At 36.8% G+C, this 18,871-nt stretch carries 15 protein-coding genes; all 15 read left to right on the forward strand.

What is annotated here, in order from left to right; genetic code table 11:
• The first annotated feature begins 106 nt into the window (after positions 1-106).
• The 15 genes from LCM23_RS14215 (at position 107) to LCM23_RS14285 (ending at position 18,739) form a co-directional block, all read left to right on the forward strand.
• Complete coding sequence (locus LCM23_RS14215; protein ID WP_224937548.1) at positions 107-1,375, forward strand: peptidase; 1,269 nt, start codon at positions 107-109, stop codon at positions 1,373-1,375.
• Positions 1,376-1,465: 90 nt separating this feature from the next.
• Positions 1,466-2,887 (forward strand): aldehyde dehydrogenase family protein, encoded by a 1,422-nt coding sequence (locus LCM23_RS14220; RefSeq protein WP_224937549.1) that lies wholly within the window; start codon positions 1,466-1,468, stop codon positions 2,885-2,887.
• A 70-nt stretch (positions 2,888-2,957) separates the two neighbouring features.
• Positions 2,958-3,818 carry a putative beta-lysine N-acetyltransferase gene (ablB, locus tag LCM23_RS14225; RefSeq protein WP_224937550.1) on the forward strand — a complete coding sequence of 287 codons (861 nt, stop codon included), beginning with the start codon at positions 2,958-2,960 and terminating at the stop codon, positions 3,816-3,818.
• 75 nt (positions 3,819-3,893) lie between these two features.
• Positions 3,894-5,318, forward strand: a complete 1,425-nt coding sequence (locus LCM23_RS14230; RefSeq protein WP_224937551.1) for a sigma-54 interaction domain-containing protein — start codon at positions 3,894-3,896, stop codon at positions 5,316-5,318.
• A gap of 208 nt (positions 5,319-5,526) precedes the next feature.
• Positions 5,527-6,942: a lysine 2,3-aminomutase gene (gene kamA, locus LCM23_RS14235; RefSeq protein ID WP_224937552.1), complete on the forward strand. Its 1,416-nt coding sequence runs from the start codon at positions 5,527-5,529 to the stop codon at positions 6,940-6,942.
• 10 nt (positions 6,943-6,952) lie between these two features.
• Entirely contained in the window at positions 6,953-7,243 is a 291-nt protein-coding gene (locus tag LCM23_RS14240) for a YokU family protein (RefSeq protein WP_224937553.1), read from the forward strand.
• Positions 7,244-7,311: 68 nt separating this feature from the next.
• The gene (locus LCM23_RS14245; protein ID WP_095372886.1) at positions 7,312-7,530 is read left to right on the forward strand and encodes a YozE family protein; all 219 of its coding nucleotides are present in this window, start codon (positions 7,312-7,314) and stop codon (positions 7,528-7,530) included.
• Between the two features lie 683 nt (positions 7,531-8,213).
• Positions 8,214-9,020, forward strand: coding sequence for a GntR family transcriptional regulator (locus LCM23_RS14250; protein WP_224937554.1), 807 nt, complete (start codon positions 8,214-8,216; stop codon positions 9,018-9,020).
• A 37-nt stretch (positions 9,021-9,057) separates the two neighbouring features.
• Positions 9,058-10,077, forward strand: coding sequence for a tripartite tricarboxylate transporter substrate binding protein (locus tag LCM23_RS14255; RefSeq protein WP_224937555.1), 1,020 nt, complete (start codon positions 9,058-9,060; stop codon positions 10,075-10,077).
• A 71-nt stretch (positions 10,078-10,148) separates the two neighbouring features.
• Positions 10,149-10,601 carry a tripartite tricarboxylate transporter TctB family protein gene (locus tag LCM23_RS14260; RefSeq protein WP_224937556.1) on the forward strand — a complete coding sequence of 151 codons (453 nt, stop codon included), beginning with the start codon at positions 10,149-10,151 and terminating at the stop codon, positions 10,599-10,601.
• 28 nt (positions 10,602-10,629) lie between these two features.
• Positions 10,630-12,135: a tripartite tricarboxylate transporter permease gene (locus tag LCM23_RS14265; protein WP_224937557.1), complete on the forward strand. Its 1,506-nt coding sequence runs from the start codon at positions 10,630-10,632 to the stop codon at positions 12,133-12,135.
• Positions 12,136-12,213: 78 nt separating this feature from the next.
• On the forward strand, positions 12,214-13,383 hold the full coding sequence (locus LCM23_RS14270; protein WP_224937558.1) for an acyl-CoA dehydrogenase family protein: 1,170 nt from the start codon (positions 12,214-12,216) through the stop codon (positions 13,381-13,383).
• A gap of 27 nt (positions 13,384-13,410) precedes the next feature.
• Complete coding sequence (locus tag LCM23_RS14275) at positions 13,411-15,000, forward strand: class I adenylate-forming enzyme family protein (RefSeq protein ID WP_224937559.1); 1,590 nt, start codon at positions 13,411-13,413, stop codon at positions 14,998-15,000.
• 48 nt (positions 15,001-15,048) lie between these two features.
• Complete coding sequence (locus LCM23_RS14280; RefSeq protein ID WP_224937560.1) at positions 15,049-16,929, forward strand: alkyl/aryl-sulfatase; 1,881 nt, start codon at positions 15,049-15,051, stop codon at positions 16,927-16,929.
• Positions 16,930-17,023: 94 nt separating this feature from the next.
• Positions 17,024-18,739: a SulP family inorganic anion transporter gene (locus tag LCM23_RS14285; protein WP_224937561.1), complete on the forward strand. Its 1,716-nt coding sequence runs from the start codon at positions 17,024-17,026 to the stop codon at positions 18,737-18,739.
• Positions 18,740-18,871: the final 132 nt, after the last annotated feature.

Consider the following 18,871-nt stretch of genomic DNA (forward strand, 5'->3'; position numbering starts at 1 on the left):
AATACTTAGCATTAGCGAATAACTGAAAAGAAAGCACTTTTTTCCTTCTTATACATGATTCAAGCTTTTTCACCATCGACGATATCTTTAAAGGAGTGGGGCTTCGATGAATGAAGATTTAAAACTCAAAGACTGGTTAAATGAAAATCGAGCGAGGGGTACACGTTTTTTACAAAGGCTTGTTCAAGAAAAGAGTACGCGTGGACACGAGAGTAGTGCACAAGCAATTATTATCGAAAAATGCCGTAAATTAGGGCTTGCCCTCGATATATGGGAAATTGGAGATGAAGAGCTGCTTAAACATCCTGCTTATTGTTCTGATAGAAAGGATTATAGTGGTAATCCGAATGTAGTCGCTGTTCTAAAGGGCAAAGGAGACGGCAAATCAATCATTTTAAATGGTCATATTGATGTTGTACCAGAAGGGGATATAAATGACTGGACAGATGATCCGTATAGTGGGCATATCCAAGAAGGTAAAATGTACGGTAGAGGTACAACAGATATGAAAGGTGGAACAGCCGCATTACTACTCGCTTTAGAAGCGATTATTGCTTCAAATATTAAACTGAAAGGTGATGTTATCTTTCAAAGTGTGATAGAAGAAGAAAGTGGAGGAGCAGGAACATTAGCAGCTGTTTTACGAGGTTACCAAGCGGACGGCGCGATCATCCCAGAGCCTACTAATATGAAAGTATTTCCAAAGCAACAAGGCTCAATGTGGTTTCGTGTATCTGTGAAAGGTAAATCAGCACATGGTGGCACCAGATATGAAGGAATCAATGCCATTGAAAAATCGATGTTAATCATAGAAGGACTTCAGCAGCTAGAGAGAGTGCGAAATGCGAGAATTGACGATCCTTTATATAAAAATATACCCATTCCTGTGCCAGTGAATATTGGCAAAATTAAGAGTGGAGATTGGCCATCCTCTGTACCGGATATAGCTATAATTGAGGGCAGAATCGGTGTAGCTCCTCATGAGAGAATGGAAGACGTAGAAAAAGAATTAGAAGCGGCCATTGATGAGGTGTGTGAGAAAGATGGATGGCTATCAGAAAATATCCCAAGTATTGAATGGTTTGGAGGCAGGTGGCAACCGGGGAATCTAGAAAGTGATCATCCATTAATCACTACTGTCGGTAAAGCTTTTGAAAGGGTGACAAATAAAGAAGCAATCATTGAAGCATCTCCGTGGGGAACGGACGGAGGCATCTTATCAAACGTTGGTCATACACCGGTTGTTGTCATTGGTCCAGGTGTCACAGCTTCTGCTCATGATGCTAATGAATATATTTTTTTAGAAGACGTATTTGAGGCTGCTGAGGTCATTGCCCTCTCCATTGTTTCATGGTGTGGCATGGTTGAAGAGTAAATAGATAGTTGCTTAGGTTAGTTGTTGGTTGCAGTAGGGTAAATAATAGATAAACAAACATTATTAAAAGATTAGTAGGAGGCAATTTAGATGCAGCAATTATTATGGATTAACGGAAAACATAAAAATACGCAAACATTAAAAGCACTAAAAAGTCCTTATAACCAAGAGGTAATAGCAGAAATCGCTCAAGCTTCATCAAATGAAGTAGAAGAGGCGATAGAAGCAGCAAATGAAGCGGCAAAAAAAATGAGAAAAATGCCTGCTTATCAAAGAGCAGAGATATTAGAATCAGTTGTTGAACAGTTAAAGGCGCAAAAACAAAATTGTGCTGAGATTATTGCAAAAGAAGCAGCCAAACCGATAAAAGCGGCATTAGCAGAAGTAGAGCGGACCATTATGACCTATCGATTTGCCGCTCAAGAAGCAAGGAATATCCAAGGTGAAACAATCCCTATGGATGCGGCTCCAGGAGGAGAGGGAAGGGTGGCTTACACCGTCCGCGAACCACTTGGGGTTATTGCTGCGATTACCCCTTTCAATTTTCCTATGAATCTTGTTGCTCATAAGGTTGGTCCTGCAATTGCAGCTGGAAATGCTGTTGTGCTTAAACCAGCAAGTCAAACTCTGCTATCAGCCTATAAAATCGCCGAAATGTTTCAAGAAGCAGGTCTTCCAGCAGGTGCGCTCAATGTTGTTACAGGGAGCGGGAGTGTAATCGGCGATGTTTTCACCAGTGATGAACGAATTGCGATGATTACTTTTACGGGCTCGCCTGCAGTTGGAAAATCAATTAAAGAAAATGCTGGTTTAAAAAGGGTGACGCTTGAATTAGGATCCAATTCAGCTGTAGTTGTTGATGAACATACAAATATTGAAAGAATCGTACCTCGGATTGTTGCTGGAGCTTATAATTTTCAAGGTCAAGTGTGTATTTCCGTACAAAGAGTCTTCGTTCATCAAAATGTTTTTGCTTCTTTTGTGAAAGCCTTTGTCGCTGAAACCAAAAAGCTTCATTTAGGAAACCCCCTCGATAACCGAACAGATGTATCAGCTTTGATATCTGAAGACGATACAGTGAGGGCTTCAGCATGGATTGATGAAGCGATAAGGAATGGTGCCGAGTTAGCATATGGAGGAAGAGAAGAAGAGGGTGTACTGCAACCAACTGTATTATTAAATACAAGGTTGGATGATAAAGTTTCTTGTGAGGAAGCCTTTGCCCCTGTCGTTCATATTAATGAGTTTGCTTCATTTGATACTGCACTTGATTGGGTGAATCAATCTAAATATGGATTGCAAGCAGGTGTGTTTACAAATGACTTGCAAAGAGCGTTTCAGGCTGCGAAAAAGCTGCACGTTGGCGGTGTGATGATTAATGATTTCCCAACATTTAGAGTAGATCATATGCCATATGGAGGCGTGAAGGAAAGTGGAACAGGTAGAGAAGGAATAAAATATGCGGTGGAAGAAATGACTGAAATGAAACTAGTAAGCTTTCGCTTAGAGTAGGGAACCAAATGAGTAACAGAATATGAAAGCTCGGCGAAAGCCGGGCTTTTTCTATAATGGAGGGCGAAAAATGGTTGAAATCATACAGGAAAAACTGTGTACAAATCATTACGTAATGGACGTTGTAAAGGATTTCTATAATAAACGAATAAGGATTGATGATTATCGTGGTGATATGTGCGCAATCATAAAAAAAATAACTGAAGTTTCCGATGAACATGAGATTGAAAAGGTAATAATTAAAGCAAGAAAGGAGGATTTTGAAACGCTGATACAGAATGGTTTTCTATGTGAAGCTACCATAAATCGCTATTTTCTTGGGTCTGATTTATTCTTCTTCTGTAAGTATTATCAAACAGAAAGAAGAAGAAGCGATGACTGGATAAAAGAAGATGAGATTGTTGAAAATGTTTCTAAATTGTCAAAGGAGTTTCAAATAAATATCCCACCCGCAGACTATCAATTAAGAAGAATGACAGAAAATGATGCCAAAGGGTTGGCTAAACTTTATCGGGCTATATTTGAAGTATATCCAACGCCTCTTCATGACCCCGAGTATATTAAGAAAACAATGAATGATGGTACGATTTATTTTGGTTATGTTTATGCAGATGAAATTGTAAGCGCTGCTTCAGCAGAAGTAAATAATGATTATAAAAACGCAGAGCTAACGGATTGTGCTACTTTAGTGGAACATCGTAAGCATGGATTAATGAAAGTGTTATTACAGAGATTAGAGAAGGAACTTGCAAATGATGGGATCTTTTGTGCTTATTCGATTGCTCGTTCTTTATCCTTTGGTATGAACGCAGCCCTACACCAATTAGACTACGTCTATCGTGGAAGGTTAGGAAAGAATTGTTATATTTTTAATAAACTCGAGGACATGAATGTTTGGGTAAAAGATTTATCAACAACGATTTTAAAATAATTTGCCCAAAAGTTGGCAATGTATGACAAGTTTTCGGCACCTCATCTGTATTTATGGAATAGAGGGGGAATGAGATTGACAAGCGAGTACGGTATTTCTAAAGAGGTCTTATCAGCAATTTTAAATAGCATAGACGAAGGGATTCATGTTGTTGATCAACATGGCTATACTATCTACTACAATGAGATAGCTGCCAAACATGATGGTTTAAAAATAGAAGAAGTGTTAGGGAGACCACTTTTAGACGTTTTTCCCTCGTTAAACAAAAATACGAGCACATTGTTTAATGTCATGCAAACTCAGCAACCAATGATCAATGAACAGCAAAGTTATGTGAACTTATATGGAAAACAGATTGAGACCGTCAATACTACTTTACCGATCGAGCTTGATGGGAAAGTTGCTGGTGCGGTTGAAATTGCGAAAGATTATTCGCGAATTAAAGAACTGAATGATAGTTTGATTGATTTAAGATCAAAAGTAAAAAGTAAAAGAAAAACAGCAACAAGTCATTCACATGCAACCAAATATACCCTTGATAGCTTATTAACAGAAGATGAGAAAATGATAGCGGTAAAAAACGAAGCAAAAAAACTAGCGCGTTCACAGTCACCGATGCTTGTAATTGGGGAAAGTGGAAGCGGAAAGGAATTATTTGTTCAAGGAATACATGATGCATCACTCTCGGCAAATGCTCCCTTTATTGCACAAAACTGTGCTGCTATTCCAGAATCTTTATTAGAAAGTGTCTTATTCGGGACAACGAAAGGAAGCTATACTGGTGCCATGGATCGGCCAGGATTATTCGAGTTGGCTGATGGAGGCACATTATTTTTAGATGAAATTCATGCGATGCCCATTGAGCTACAAGCGAAGCTATTACGTGTGTTAGAAGATGGTCAAGTGAGGAGACTAGGAAGCACAACAAACACATATGTGAACTTTCGCGTCATTGCGGCAATGAATATTCACCCTCAAATTGCCCTAGCAGAAGGGAACATACGAGCAGACTTATTCTACCGTTTAAATGTACTCACGTTTGAATTATTACCTTTAAGAGAAAGGAAAAAAGACATTGTTTTCTTAACTGAACATTTCATTAAGCAATATAACGAGCAATTTTTAAAAAATATTACTGGTCTACACCCACAAGTACAGCAGTTTTTTTTCAAGTACAAATGGCCAGGAAATGTCAGGGAACTTAAGCATACGATCGAATATATGATGAATGTGTGTAATGGATCAGTCCTGAATATTCAAGATCTCCCTCTAATGCTTAAACAATATGTACAAGAAAAGAAAGACACTACTAAACAAACTGACTTTGCCCTGCGTCCCGCTTTAGCCAAATTGGAGAACCAATTAATAGAGGAAGCCATCAACCAGACAGAGGGAAATATATTAAAAGCAGCTAAATTGTTACAAATTCCAAGGCAAACGCTTCAATATAAACTACAAAGGCTTGAAGTGATATCAGGTGCTAAAGATGATATGGGATGACTAAGCTTTGACATAATAAATATTCTTCTTAAAGTGCCGAATAATCGGCATTTTTTTTATGACCACCATTTGTTAAAAGCCCTTCTATAAGCTGTTCCTTCCATTTGTATCCACCGTGTAGGTGTTCGCATATCTTATTCTTAGAATGAAATAGTTGGCATGGCTTTTGCATATTAAAATTGACGACTACTTTGAAGGGGGAAATCATGTGAAACAGTTTTTGTATAAGCCAAAAAGGCATTGGAAGGATATCGAACTTTGGAAAGATGTACCTGAGGAAAAATGGAACGATTGGTTATGGCAACTAACCAATACGATAAGAACGTTAGATGATTTAAAAAAGGTTATTGATTTAACGCCTGAAGAAGAAGAAGGCGTTAAAATATCAACGAAAACCATTCCATTGAATATTACACCTTATTATGCCTCACTGATGAGTCAAGATGATCCACGCTGTCCGATTCGCATGCAATCAGTACCCATTTCAGAAGAAATTCATAAAACCAAATATGATTTGGAAGATCCACTTCATGAGGACGAGGATTCGCCTGTTGCTGGATTGACTCATCGTTATCCAGATCGTGTCCTCTTCTTAGTAACTAATCAATGTTCTATGTATTGCCGTTATTGTACAAGGAGAAGGTTTTCTGGTCAAATCGGCATGGGTGTGCCGAAGAAACAATTAGATGATGCAATTGATTATATTAGAAACACACCTGAAGTTCGTGATGTCCTCATATCTGGAGGAGATGGTCTATTAATTAACGATAAAATACTTGAGTATATTTTAAAAAGCTTGCGAGAAATTGATCACGTGGAAATTATTAGAATTGGTACAAGAGCACCTGTCGTATTCCCGCAAAGAATCACGGAGAATCTATGTAATATTTTGAAAAAGTATCATCCAGTCTGGTTAAATACCCATTTTAACACATCGATTGAAATTACTGAAGAATCGAAAAAGGCTTGTGAAATGTTAGCAAATGCTGGTGTGCCAGTAGGGAATCAATCAGTTATTTTGGCAGGAATCAACGATAGTGTAGCAATTATGAAGAAGCTGATGCATGACTTAGTTAAGATTAGGGTAAGGCCGTATTATATTTATCAGTGTGACTTATCTGAAGGGATTGGCCATTTCCGTGCACCTGTTTCAAAAGGGTTAGAAATTATTGAAGGCTTGCGAGGTCATACTTCAGGATATGCTGTGCCAACCTTTGTGGTCGATGCGCCAGGAGGAGGGGGAAAAATTTCTCTTCAACCGAATTACTTGATCTCACAAAGTGCTGATAAAGTAGTCTTAAGAAACTTTGAGGGAGTAATTACGACTTATCCAGAGCCTGAAAACTATGTCGCAGGTAAAGCTGATGATTATTTCCAAGGTGTATATGGAGATATGGAAGATATGAAATCAAAAGTAGGAATTGCTGGCCTATTGAATGATGAAGCATTTAATCTTGTCCCAGAAGGATTATCAAGATTAAATCGTCGTGATAATTATGACCATGATCCATCTCATAGTAATTTGAAGAATCGTAGGGAAAAACGTGACGAGTTAAAAGAAAAGAAATACCAAGCAGAGCAAAAGAAAAGGTCAGAGTCGGAAACGGCAGCTTCTAATGAGTGAGGTGATAACAATGCAAAGCCATTGTACATGGTGTGATAGTAAGCATATTGAAGAGACAAAAGCCAGTGTGTTTTGGGAGCTCCCAGATGGCACAAGAGCAATAGAAATTACCCAAACACCATCTATTTTGTGCCAAGACTGTGATATGGAATATCAACCTGATGAACAAGTTAAAGAAATTGAAGATCAACTTTTTTTAATTGATACGAAAACAATAGATAAGGAGATTTCTTTTGCTGAATTGATGGCTAGACCACGATTGCTTAAGAGAAATTATTTTGATTTCTCTCATTTAGATTAACCTAATGCTTGATTTGTTATTAACTTTCCTTCATGATGTAGAAAAACGGATTAAAGGAAGTTGGTACGATGGCAAAATCTTTTTATCATTTTTTAATGACTTACCGCCATCCTGAACCAAAGGATGAAATAAGTATTTTTGCAAACGATGCTTACCTTGATCATAGTTTTCCTAAAATGTCTAAGAACTATCAAGAAATCAGTTCTTACCTTGAGTTAAACGGATCTTATTTAGCAACGATGACTGTCTTTGATGAAGCGTGGGAACTATATAATCATAAGGGATAAATGCTTAGTATTACCCAATTTCTTCGCCTATGATTCTATTAACAATGGTGTAGACTTACGTTTCATATAAGAAAGTAGGAAGTAAATTTAAAAGTACCTTATAGAGTAGATACGTAAAACAATCTACCTAAAGGTGCTTTTTATTTATCATTGACTTGGGTAATGACCACCATGTTTTATACCCCGAGCAAGTAACATAATATCTTTGATAGCATCAAGGACCATAATCATCATAAGAAGTGAAGGTCATGTTTATTTAATGGATTGACTCATAATAAATGCAAATATAATATTAAGAATAAATTGACAATTACAAATAGTTTTAATAAAATGTTAGTTAATAAGCTATGCATACACCCAAATCTTCGTTAAGAGGGGTGATAGGAAAGAGATATTTTTAGAAAAAGGCTGTAGGAATAGGTTGATGTCTAAACGCCCGTTTGCCATACCCTAATCATAAGACGAATAGATTAGTATTTTTTACCTTGTTATATAACGTCTACATACATGTATAAATGTATGGGGTAGTTTGAAGTTTCTAAACCGTAAAAGAAGGTGGGAATTTAAACTAAGGGTGAATGAAACTTATTATAGAACTTATCTCAAGAGTTTTCCCGAAAGAATATTTTTTTTAAGTTTATATATAACATCTATATACATGTATATATGTGAGGAGAGTTATGATGACTATTAATCGTGAAAGTTATATCCCTTTGTATAAACAAATTGCTCAAGACCTTCAAAGGAAGATTGAGAATAACATCTTTGAGCCAGGTCAGAGATTACCTAGTGAACATGAATTAACGGAAGAATATGGGGTAAGCAGATTAACGGTTCGTAAATCAATAAAACTTTTATTGGAAGAAGACCTAATTATCATTCAACAAGGAAAAGGTATGTATGTTAAATTTCCAATCATTCAGACGGACATTATGAACGATGTATTGGACGTGCAAAACTTTAGAGGGTTTTATGAAACTTTAACAGGTCAAGGTCTAAATGTGAAAATAAAATTAGTTAAATACGGTGAAGAAAAGATTTCAAAAAATATTGCCGAAGCACTAGAATGTTCGATGGATACTAAGATACGTACAATATACCGAATATTTTACTTAAAAGATATGCCGATCGCTTTTAACATTACCTATTTATCTCCTGAATTAGTTTTTACAGAAGAGATGATTGAAGAAGTGGAGGACCAACCATTAAGTACATTGTTAAAAACAAGCAAAGATAATTCTCAGCTAGGTCTTGAGGAAATAAGATGTTCAATAGGGGTACGTCCTGTTACGAAGGAAATAGCAAATAGGCTAAACGTCCCTAATAACCAACCTCTAATGACATTAAGCAGAGTATTTTACTATAAAGATGCTTCTCCTCTTGTAGCAGGGCTCATGTATCTAAATACAGACTGTTATCAATTCACCATTAGAAGTAACAGTAAAGATAATAATGATAAGCCGACTTTAGAGATGTTATCAATTTACTGAAAAAAATAAATTTAAAATTAGGGGGGAATATTTTAATATGAAAAAAATGAAAGCGCGTTCATTCTTTGTTGTTTTGCTAGTTACATTAGTAATGCTAGTTTTATCTGCGTGTAATTCATCAGATGTTGCATCTTCGTCTGAAAAAGCAAAAGGAGAAAATGATGGCTTACCAGAGAATTATCCTCATAAATCTATTGATGCACTAGTTGGTTTTGCTCCTGGTGGTGGTCAAGACCTAATTATGCGTACAACAGCACAAATTTTAAATGATGCAGAGATAATAAAACAATCTTTTGTCGTCACAAATAAAACAGGCGCTGGAGGTCGTATAGCAAGTGAAGAACTAGCGAGGCAAAAAAGTGATCCTTACAAGTTAATAGTGATTCCTGAATATGGCCCAGGTTGGGACCCTAGACTTAGTTTAAAGTTTTCTGATTTTCAACCCATTGCTTCCCTGGCTACTAGTGAACTATTTATCTATGTCCATAAAGACTCTCCATATGAAACGATAGAGGAGTTGTTAAGTTCATTAAAATCGGAAAAAGATGTAACGATTGGTACGCTCGGTCCAATTGATGGTGGTGAAGCCTTTAAATGGGATCTAATCAAACAAGGGGCAGGTATTGATAAATTAAACTTCGTTCCAATGGAAGGGGCTTCTGAAGGCTTGACGGCTGTACTCGGTGGCCAAATCGATACAACCTTAGGTGTACTTCCATTAATTAATGACTATATCAAAACAGGTGAAGTGCGAGTGTTAGCTGTTCTTTCAGAAGAACGCTCCAAAGATTTACCAGATGTCCCTACTTTAAAGGAATCGGGAGTGGAGGTTGCTTTCCATCGATATACAGGAATATGGACAGGTGGAGACGTTTCAGCTGAGGTTGTTAATTATTGGGCAGAAAACCTAAAGAAAATGACTGAAACAGATACCTGGAAAACATTCTTAAAGAACCGTGGTTTGTCTCCTTATTATCTAAATACAGAAGAATATACAAAATTAGTTGAAGAAGAAGGGATAGAGTTTAAAAAATATTTGGAAGATTTAGAAAAATGATTTCAGTTCTAAAAAGAATTTGAAAGTAAGCAATTCAATATCATTTATCATTCCTCTAAAGGAGGTTTCGTATGTTCGTTGAGCGCTATTTTGGTTTGTTTTTATTGTTTATTAGTATTGTTTTTCTCATCATGTCGTTTGGTTTACCAGTATATTCGACTAATCTGGGAGCGGTTGGAGCAGGCTTTTTTCCACGAATCATTTCCATATTAATATTCCTGTTTCTTTGCTTCCACCTTATTCAGGTAATGAGACTAAAGAAAAAAGAGTCAGAAGAAGAAGTGGATAAAAAAATCCGATTTCAACAAGTTTTCCTTATCCTCCTTCTAGCAGTGACGATTGGATTATCGTACTTCATTGGAATGCTAGCAAGTATAGGGGTTTTTATGTTCACCATTTTAGCATTTGTACAGAAAATACCTTGGTTTAAAGCGTTTACCTTTACCATTGTCGTTTTGATTTTGATGTATTTGATTTTTGAATTGTGGTTAAATAGTCCGCTGCCATTGGGTATTTTTGGATGAAAAATAATTGATTTCTGGGGGTGAGATTTTGTTATCGGAATTATTAACTGGATTTACAACGATGCTTTCAAGTCCAGAAGCAATGCTCTGGTGTTTAATTGGTGTAACTTTAGGCACAATCATCGGTGCATTACCTGGCTTGGGTCCTATTACCGGCATGGCCCTTCTGTTACCTTTAACGTTTAAGATGGACCAGTTAAGTTCTTTAATTTTATTAATGAGTATTTATTTAGGATCGATGTATGGGGGACGGATTAGTTCAATCTTAATCAACGTACCTGGTGATGGTGGCGCCATTGTGACAACATTCGATGGTTACCCATTGGCGAGAAAAGGAAAAGCCGGGTATGCCTTAACATTAAGTGCGATTGCTTCATTTGTTGGGGGCGTTTTTGGGTTTGCGGGTATGGTATTTTTAACCACCATCCTTGCTAGATATGCACTCATGTTTGGACCCACGGAATATTTCTCACTCATCTTATTTACGTTAATTGTAGCTTGTGGGTTAACGCAAAAAAACCCATTAAAACCAATTATCGCTACATTGTTAGGCCTATTACTATCAACTATCGGAACAGATATGGTTACAGGTGAGGAACGTTTAACTTTTGGCTTTGTGGAATTATGGGATGGAATGAATATCGCTGTCATCGGTATTGGGCTTTTTGGTATTTCAGAAGTACTGTTTAGGCTTGAAGAGAAAGTAACTACAAGAGGGATGAAGACAGATATAAAATTCTCCTCTTTATTTCCAAAAGTAAGTGAGGTTGTTAGTAACACGGGTTCGATGATAAGAGGATCAATTATCGGATTTATCGTAGGGGTTTTGCCGGGACCCGGTGGTCTTCTATCCACGTTTTTGTCTTATACTGTCGAGAAAAAACTGTCGAAGAAACCTGAGGAGTTTGGAAAAGGTGCCCCTGCTGGATTGAGTGGTCCAGAAGCTTCCAATAATGCGTCAGTAGGTGGTGCACTTATTCCTACATTTGCTTTAGGTATACCTGGTTCCGCTTCTGCAGCCATATTGATGGGGGGACTCCTTATGGTTGGCTTACAGCCTGGGCCGCTATTATTTGAAAATTCTTCAACCATCGTGTGGGCATCTTTTGCAGGCTTTTTCATTGCAAATGTATTGCTGTTAGTATTAAACGTTGCTTTTGTGCCAGCCTTTGCCTTTTTAATCCAAAAAATCGAACTGTTCCTAGTTCCATTTATTGCTGCATTTTGTTTTATTGGTGTTTATATGATTAATTATAGTTTTTTTGATATCTGGCTTATGATTATTTTTGGACTGCTTGGATATTTTTTTAGAAAAACGAATTTCCCTTTAGCACCGTTCTTTTTTGCATTTATTTTAGGACCAATGCTTGAGGACAATCTTAGGAAAGCTATCTTGACTGCCACAGGTGATTTAACCGTATTCTTTAAAAGCCCGATCTCACTATTTTTCCTAATAGCAACAGCTATCGTTCTAGTACTTCCACATATAAGGAAAAATAAAACAGAAATAGATTCTTCTTCTAAAAACATGTAAATAGAATTAGGAATCGTCATCGTTTGGTTTTATATAAGATGTATATAGATGTCTACACATAATTAGGAGGGAGTATATATGGTGATAACGAGTGAATCACAAGAATTACTAACTAAAATGCGTGACTTTATTTATAATGAGCTGCTTCCATATGAAAAAGCAATGAATATTAAGCCGGAAGAGGTCATTCCGACCGAAACTATTCGATGGGTGAGAAATAGAGCCATTGAATTAGGTTTTTATGGGATTACTCTACCACACGAATATGGTGGTCAAAATGTAAGTTTAAAAGAGTTATGTTTACTGAAAGAAGAACTAGCTCGGTCAGGGTCTGCTTTATGGGGATTTGTTTTAGGTGAAAAAGGCGGTGTCCTAAGAATCGGGCAGATGCTTGAGTCATTCACAAAAGAACAGATTGAGAAGTATGTCAATCCATTAATTAGAGGGGAAACGAGTTGCTGTTTCGCTTTAACCGAGCCAGGAGCAGGTTCAGATGCAAGAGCAATCCAAACGACAGCCGTAAAAGATGGAGATGGATACATTTTAAATGGTATCAAGCACTTTATTAGTGCAGCACCGTATTCAGATTTTGCTATTGTCATCTGCAAAGAAGTCGTTGAAGAAAAATTTGCTGGCATAACGGCCTTTTTAGTTGATAAAAAAACAAATGAAAAACCGGGTTATGAATTAGGTGAGACACAAATTCCCATTTCAGGAGAACGTGGAACAGGTGAACTGATTTTTAATAATTGTCGAGTACCTTCTGAAAATATTCTTGGAGCATCAGGGAAAGGATTTTTACTTGGAATAAAAAGGATCAGTCAAAATCGAGCCATTTGGGGTGTTACATATATTGGGGTGGCTCAAAGAGCATTAGATCTATCGATTGAAAGAGCAAATGAACGAAAGCAGTTCGGACAGTCAATCGGTGAGTTTCAAGCTATTCAACATATGCTAGCTGATATGGCGACAGAAATTTATGCAGCAAGGTGTATGGTGTACGATACTGTCGACAGAATGGAGAGCGGGGAAGATAATCGAGCAACTGCCTCAATGGTAAAACTGTTTACATCTGAAGTGGCTGGACGTGTGTTGGATAAAGCCGTGCAAATCTTCGGCGGCGAGGGGCTTTTGAAGGGCCATCCAATTGAACAAATGTATCGCACCGTAAGAATGTTTAGAATTTTAACTGGTACTTCTGAAATTCAGAGGAATACAATCGCGAAAGAATTGTTACAGACAAAGTAAAAATAAAATAAAGGATAGGTGATTCTGATGAGTATAGAGACTATTCAAGGTTATATGAATAAAGCATTAAAACGATTTGAAGAACATCCTGCAGTAACATTCATGTCAACAAATGAAACCTTAACCTACCGTGAATTACGTAAAGAAATAGACAAAATTGCCAGTTTTTTAGTCCATTTAGGTGTGAAAAAAGGGTCGCACGTTGCTTATCTCATTCCAAATAGTATAGAATTCGTTCTATTTAGCCAAGCTGTTGCTCGCTGCGGTGCAACTTCAATTCCAATGGGGGTTAAGTTAGGCGTTCGTGAGGTTGACTTTATTTTAAATGATTCTGATACGGATTTTGTCATTATGGCAACGGAAATGCATATGAAAACAGTATTGAAATATGTCAATGATAAAAAAGAGCAGCATCAATCCGTAAAAGTAATAGGATTGGCGGATTTTAATCTACAATACCCTGAAGAATTTACTACGGTAAGCAGACAAGAGATTCAAAAGGTCGAAAATGTGTCGTCATTCCCAGACATGTTACCGGAGGATATCTCTATGATTTCCTATACCGGGGGGACAACAGGCAGGCCAAAAGGTGTTATGCACTCTCAAGGAGGGAAAGCTGCTGCACTTATTGCGAGCTTCATAGAGTTTCCAATGGATGATCGCGATAAAGTGTTATTGACGACCCCGCTTCAGCATTCAGCAGGAAGTTTAATGCTACGGGCTTTAGCTGGTGGAGCGCATATTTATATTGATACTTTTAAGCCGGACACATTTTTAAAGACGGTACAAGACAAAAAGATTACAGTTACATTCACGGTGCCAACCATCATTTACAGAATCATCGACAAAGCGAAAAAGGTGAAATTCGATGTTAGTTCTTTACGAAGCATACACTACGGTTCTTCGCCAATTTCTTCCGAAAGATTAAAAGAAGCGATGGAGCTGTTTGGACCGGTATTTGTTCAGCAATATGGAGCAACTGAAGCGAACGTTCTTATCACAAGGATGCACAAATTCGATCACTTACGAGCATTAGAGACAGGGGCTAAGTTTCTCCAGAGTTGTGGAAAACCTTGTTTAATGACCGAGATTCGAATAATAGACGAGGAAGGTCAAGATGTTAAAGCATACGAAAAAGGTGAAGTGATTTTAAAATCACCGTACTTAATGGAAGGCTATTATAAAAGGCCCGATTTAACATTAGAAGCAATCAAAGATGGCTGGTTTCATACAGGAGATATTGGCCAATTCGATGAAGAAGGTTTTTTGTATATCGTTGATAGAAAGAAAGATATGATCATCTCAGGTGGAATGAACGTCTATTCTGTTGAAGTTGAAAAAGTTGTTAATCAACATCCTGCAGTTGTTATGAGTGCATGTATTGGCGTACCTGACCCAGATTGGGGCGAACTAGTAACAGTTTTTGTTGTTTTACGCGATGGGGAGAAGTGTTCCGAAGAAGAAATTATTGAGTTCTGTAAAGCAAGGACGTCTAGTTATATGGTTCCTAAAAAAATCTTTTTTAATGAAAATTTACCATTAACTCAAATAGGGAAAATAGATAAAAAGGAATTGAAAAAGGACTTCTGGAAAGATAAAGAAAGACAAATAAATTAAAAAGTATGAGAAATCATATCTCATCCCTTAATCTAGGAGGTATATTAAATGTCAGGTACTGTTCCGACAAGTCATTTATCCAAGCTCCCAAAGAATGCTACTCCTGTAACAAAAAAAGCCAACAAGGATTTCTTTGAATCTCTAGATTTTGAAAACAAGCAAGATTATGAAGATGCAGATAGGGGTCTAATTGCTCCGTGTGAAAATAGGATAGAAAATTTAAATATCCAAAATCAGCCATCTCCTGATACTGTAAATCCAAGCTTGTGGAGAAATGTACAATTACAGGCAAAATCAGGTCTTTATAAAGTCGTTGAAGGTGTGTATCAAGTTCGCGGACTTTCGTTAGCTACAGTGATTTTTGTTGAAGGAAAAAGCGGAGTCATTGTCATTGATACTTCATCTAGTAACTCTGCTGCAGGTGCGGCCATTGAATTATATTTTAGTCATCGACCTAAAAGCCCAGTTACTGCAATTATCATCAGCCAAAGCCATGCTGACCATTTTGGGGGTACACATTCAATTCTTCAATATGCTGAAACATCTACCATTCCAATTATTGTCCCTGAACATTTTACACAAGAGATGTTCAGTGAAAATGTCCTATTAGGTCCAATAATGTCTAGGCGTGCATCCTATCAGTTTGGTATAGGGTTACCAGTGGGAGAACAAGGGTTTTTATCCGCAGGCATCGGAACTGTTTTCCACTCAGGAAATGGTTTTGAAATGCCCAATAGAGAAATAAAAGAGGAGATTGAGCAATTAACTATAGATGGTATCAACTTCGAATTCCTGTTAACACCAAATACGGAAGCACCTGCAGAAATGCACTTTTATATTCAGGATTACAAAGTATTATTTGTATCAGAAAATGTTAATAAAACAATGCATCAAATTTATACGATTAGAGGGGCAAAAACTCGCGATACGCTAGAATGGGTGAAGGCAATCGATAAAACCATCGATCTTTCTATAAGTAAAGAGATTGATGCATTAGTCATGGCGCATGCCTGGCCAGTATGGGGAAAAGAGCAAGCTTTTGAACATTTAGTGTTACAACGTGACCTTTACAAATATATCCATGATCAAACCATTCGCCTAGCCAATCACGGGTATACAATGGAAGAAATAGCAGAAGAGCTCAAGCTCCCTGAGACGTTGGACCAATATTGGGGTAATCGAGGATACTATGGTACTTTAAAGCATAATTCTAAAGGGATTTATAATTTCTATCTAGGATATTATAGTGGCCATCCTTCTGATTTGGATCCACTTCCGCAAGTTGAATCAGGTCAAAAATATGTCAGTTACATGGGTGGCTCTGCTCATGTGGTCAAACAAGCGAAAGCTGATTTTGAAAACGGGCAATATCGTTGGGTTGCTCAAGTATTAAAACATGTAGTGATGGCAGAACCGGATAATAAGGAAGCAAAAGAGTTATTAGCAGACACTTTTGAACAATTAGGATATCAGGCCGAATCAGCTAATTGGCGTAACTCTTATCTTATCGGTGCGTCAGAACTAAGAAATGGGACTAGGAAGAAGGAAGCAATAGCAAAAGGTCATTCGGGCATGATGCTTAAAATGCCGTTTGATGAATTCTTTAAATTACTTTCTGTAAGATTAAATGGTCCGAAAGCAGCAGATAAAAAAATGATCATGAATGTTTCTCTATCAGATGTAGAGGAGAAATACACCATTTATCTCGAAAATTGTGTATTAAATAAGAGAAATAAACTAGATGATAATCCAGATCTTTCCTTCATTAGTAATAAGGCAACATTTTATGCGATTGTAAGTGGAATCCTTGACCCAAGGGAAGCCGTTACTTCAAACAAACTAGAATTATTTGGAGACCAAACAAAATTGGATGAATTTTTAAACCTACTCGATCATTTTGATCAGTTTATAAATATTGTAACTCCTTAATGGATAGGGCAGAAATGCCCTATTTCTTATCTTAGGCAGTACCAAGGTATCTCTCTAATCTCATTTATAGAAAGCTCAAAAAGGATAGGTTGATATGTTAGATAAAAAATATAATCCTTTCATTTCGATTAGATCATACAAATTACAAACACTAAAAAAAGATTTCATTTCAGCAATGACTCTTTTTGTCATGCTTGTCCCCCAAGGAATGGCCTATGCGATGTTAGCGGGCCTCCCATTAATAATGGGTCTATATGCATCAACCTTACCATTAATCATATATGCAATATTTGCTTCTTCTAGGCATTTATCCGTTGGACCAACTGCGATAACCTCATTACTGGTTTTTTCAGGCGTATCTTTACTTGAAAAACCGGGCACCTATGAATATATCACTCTTGTAATCTTTTTAGCTTTGATGGTTGGGGTTTTTCAGCTTCTCTTAGCTGTGTTGAAAATGGGGAGGATTGTTAACTATATTTCTCCGTCGGTTTTGGGAGGCTACACCTCTGCCGCTGCCATTATTATTGGATTAAGTCAATTAAAGCATTTATTGGGAATAACATTAGGAACTTACCTACAAATACACTTAATATTTATAGATTTAGTCAATGGGATTCCGAAGATACATTTTTTAACACTTTTGATTGGGGGATGCAGCATAGTATTTTTACTTGTACTAAAAAAAATAAATGCTAGAATTCCGGGTGCGTTACTATTGCTTGTTTTTTCTATTATAAGTGTCTATGCCTTTGATTTACATGAACGAGGTGTTCAAATTGTGAGAGGGGTACCAAGTGGCTTGCCGATTCCGGTTTTTCCAACAATCACGCTAGATGCAGTTAGGCAATTAATCCTTCCTGCACTTACCATTGCGCTATTAGGGTTTATGGAGTCACTTTCTATAGGAAAAACAATTGCAGAAAAAGAAGGTTATAAAATAAATCCTAATCGAGAGCTAACCGCTTTAGGATTTGCCAATTTTTTCGGGTCCTTTTTTCAAATATTACCAATTAACGGTAGTTTTTCAAGAAGTGCAGTAAACTATCAAAGTGGTGGAGTTACACAAATGGTATCCATATTTACAAGCGTACTCGTTATAATCGCCCTCCAATTTTTTACTTCTTATTTTTATTATCTGCCTAATGCAGTATTAGCTGCAGTTATCATTGTAGCGGTCTATAAATTAATAGATTTCAAGCAAATAAGGAAATGGTTTAATATAAAGGCAGTTGATGGTTGGAGCTGGTTAGTTACTTTTACTGCGACATTAGTTATTGGCATTCAATGGGGAATAGTTATTGGGGTTGTTTTTAATTTCAGCATTTTATTAATTAAGATATCTAGACCTAGGGTCATAGAAATGGGATATTTAGAAAAGGAGAAAGTATTTCGAGATATAAAACGATTTCCAAATGCAAAAACGCGAGATGATTTGATTATCGCACGAATAGACTCTTCTATACATTTTTCAAATATTTCATATTTAGAATATAAATTAAATGAGCTTTTATTGATAAAACCTAATGCTAAATTAGTCATTGTTGATTTTTCGGGAGTAAATGATATAGATGCACACTCTTTTAAATCTTTAGAAGAAATGATAGAACAATTAAAACAAGAAAAGGGGATTTCTTTATACTTTGTCGGTATGAAAGGACCAATCAGAGATACGGCAGCAAAAGCAGGATGGACAAAGAAGTTTTCCAAGGAGCTTAGTTATTTCTCTATAATACAATTACTTGAAGATAAACAAATAAAGTTTTATGCTCAACGAGAAAGTGGTGATTCTTTTCTCTATATGAGGTGAAAGACTGTTCATCACATGTGAAGAGGCTAAATAAATATGGACTTTAATCAAAACAGTATAATCTTCTTTTGTTTGCCCTAGACGCTGGGAAACAAAAGATAAGAAAAATAGAAATGGTAATAAGGTTATAAA

The organism is Cytobacillus kochii (assembly GCF_020171845.1).
Lineage (GTDB): Bacteria > Bacillota > Bacilli > Bacillales > Cytobacillaceae > Cytobacillus > Cytobacillus kochii.

Coding starts and splice junctions, on each gene's coding strand:
- LCM23_RS14215 (WP_224937548.1), top strand. CDS start 107: ATGAATGAAGATTTAAAACTCAAAGACTGGTTAAATGAAAATCGAGCG.
- ablB (WP_224937550.1), top strand. CDS start 2,958: ATGGTTGAAATCATACAGGAAAAACTGTGTACAAATCATTACGTAATG.
- LCM23_RS14240 (WP_224937553.1), top strand. CDS start 6,953: ATGCAAAGCCATTGTACATGGTGTGATAGTAAGCATATTGAAGAGACA.
- LCM23_RS14220 (WP_224937549.1), top strand. CDS start 1,466: ATGCAGCAATTATTATGGATTAACGGAAAACATAAAAATACGCAAACA.
- LCM23_RS14260 (WP_224937556.1), top strand. CDS start 10,149: ATGTTCGTTGAGCGCTATTTTGGTTTGTTTTTATTGTTTATTAGTATT.
- LCM23_RS14280 (WP_224937560.1), top strand. CDS start 15,049: ATGTCAGGTACTGTTCCGACAAGTCATTTATCCAAGCTCCCAAAGAAT.
- LCM23_RS14285 (WP_224937561.1), top strand. CDS start 17,024: ATGTTAGATAAAAAATATAATCCTTTCATTTCGATTAGATCATACAAA.
- LCM23_RS14270 (WP_224937558.1), top strand. CDS start 12,214: ATGGTGATAACGAGTGAATCACAAGAATTACTAACTAAAATGCGTGAC.
- LCM23_RS14250 (WP_224937554.1), top strand. CDS start 8,214: ATGACTATTAATCGTGAAAGTTATATCCCTTTGTATAAACAAATTGCT.
- LCM23_RS14255 (WP_224937555.1), top strand. CDS start 9,058: ATGAAAAAAATGAAAGCGCGTTCATTCTTTGTTGTTTTGCTAGTTACA.
- LCM23_RS14245 (WP_095372886.1), top strand. CDS start 7,312: ATGGCAAAATCTTTTTATCATTTTTTAATGACTTACCGCCATCCTGAA.
- LCM23_RS14275 (WP_224937559.1), top strand. CDS start 13,411: ATGAGTATAGAGACTATTCAAGGTTATATGAATAAAGCATTAAAACGA.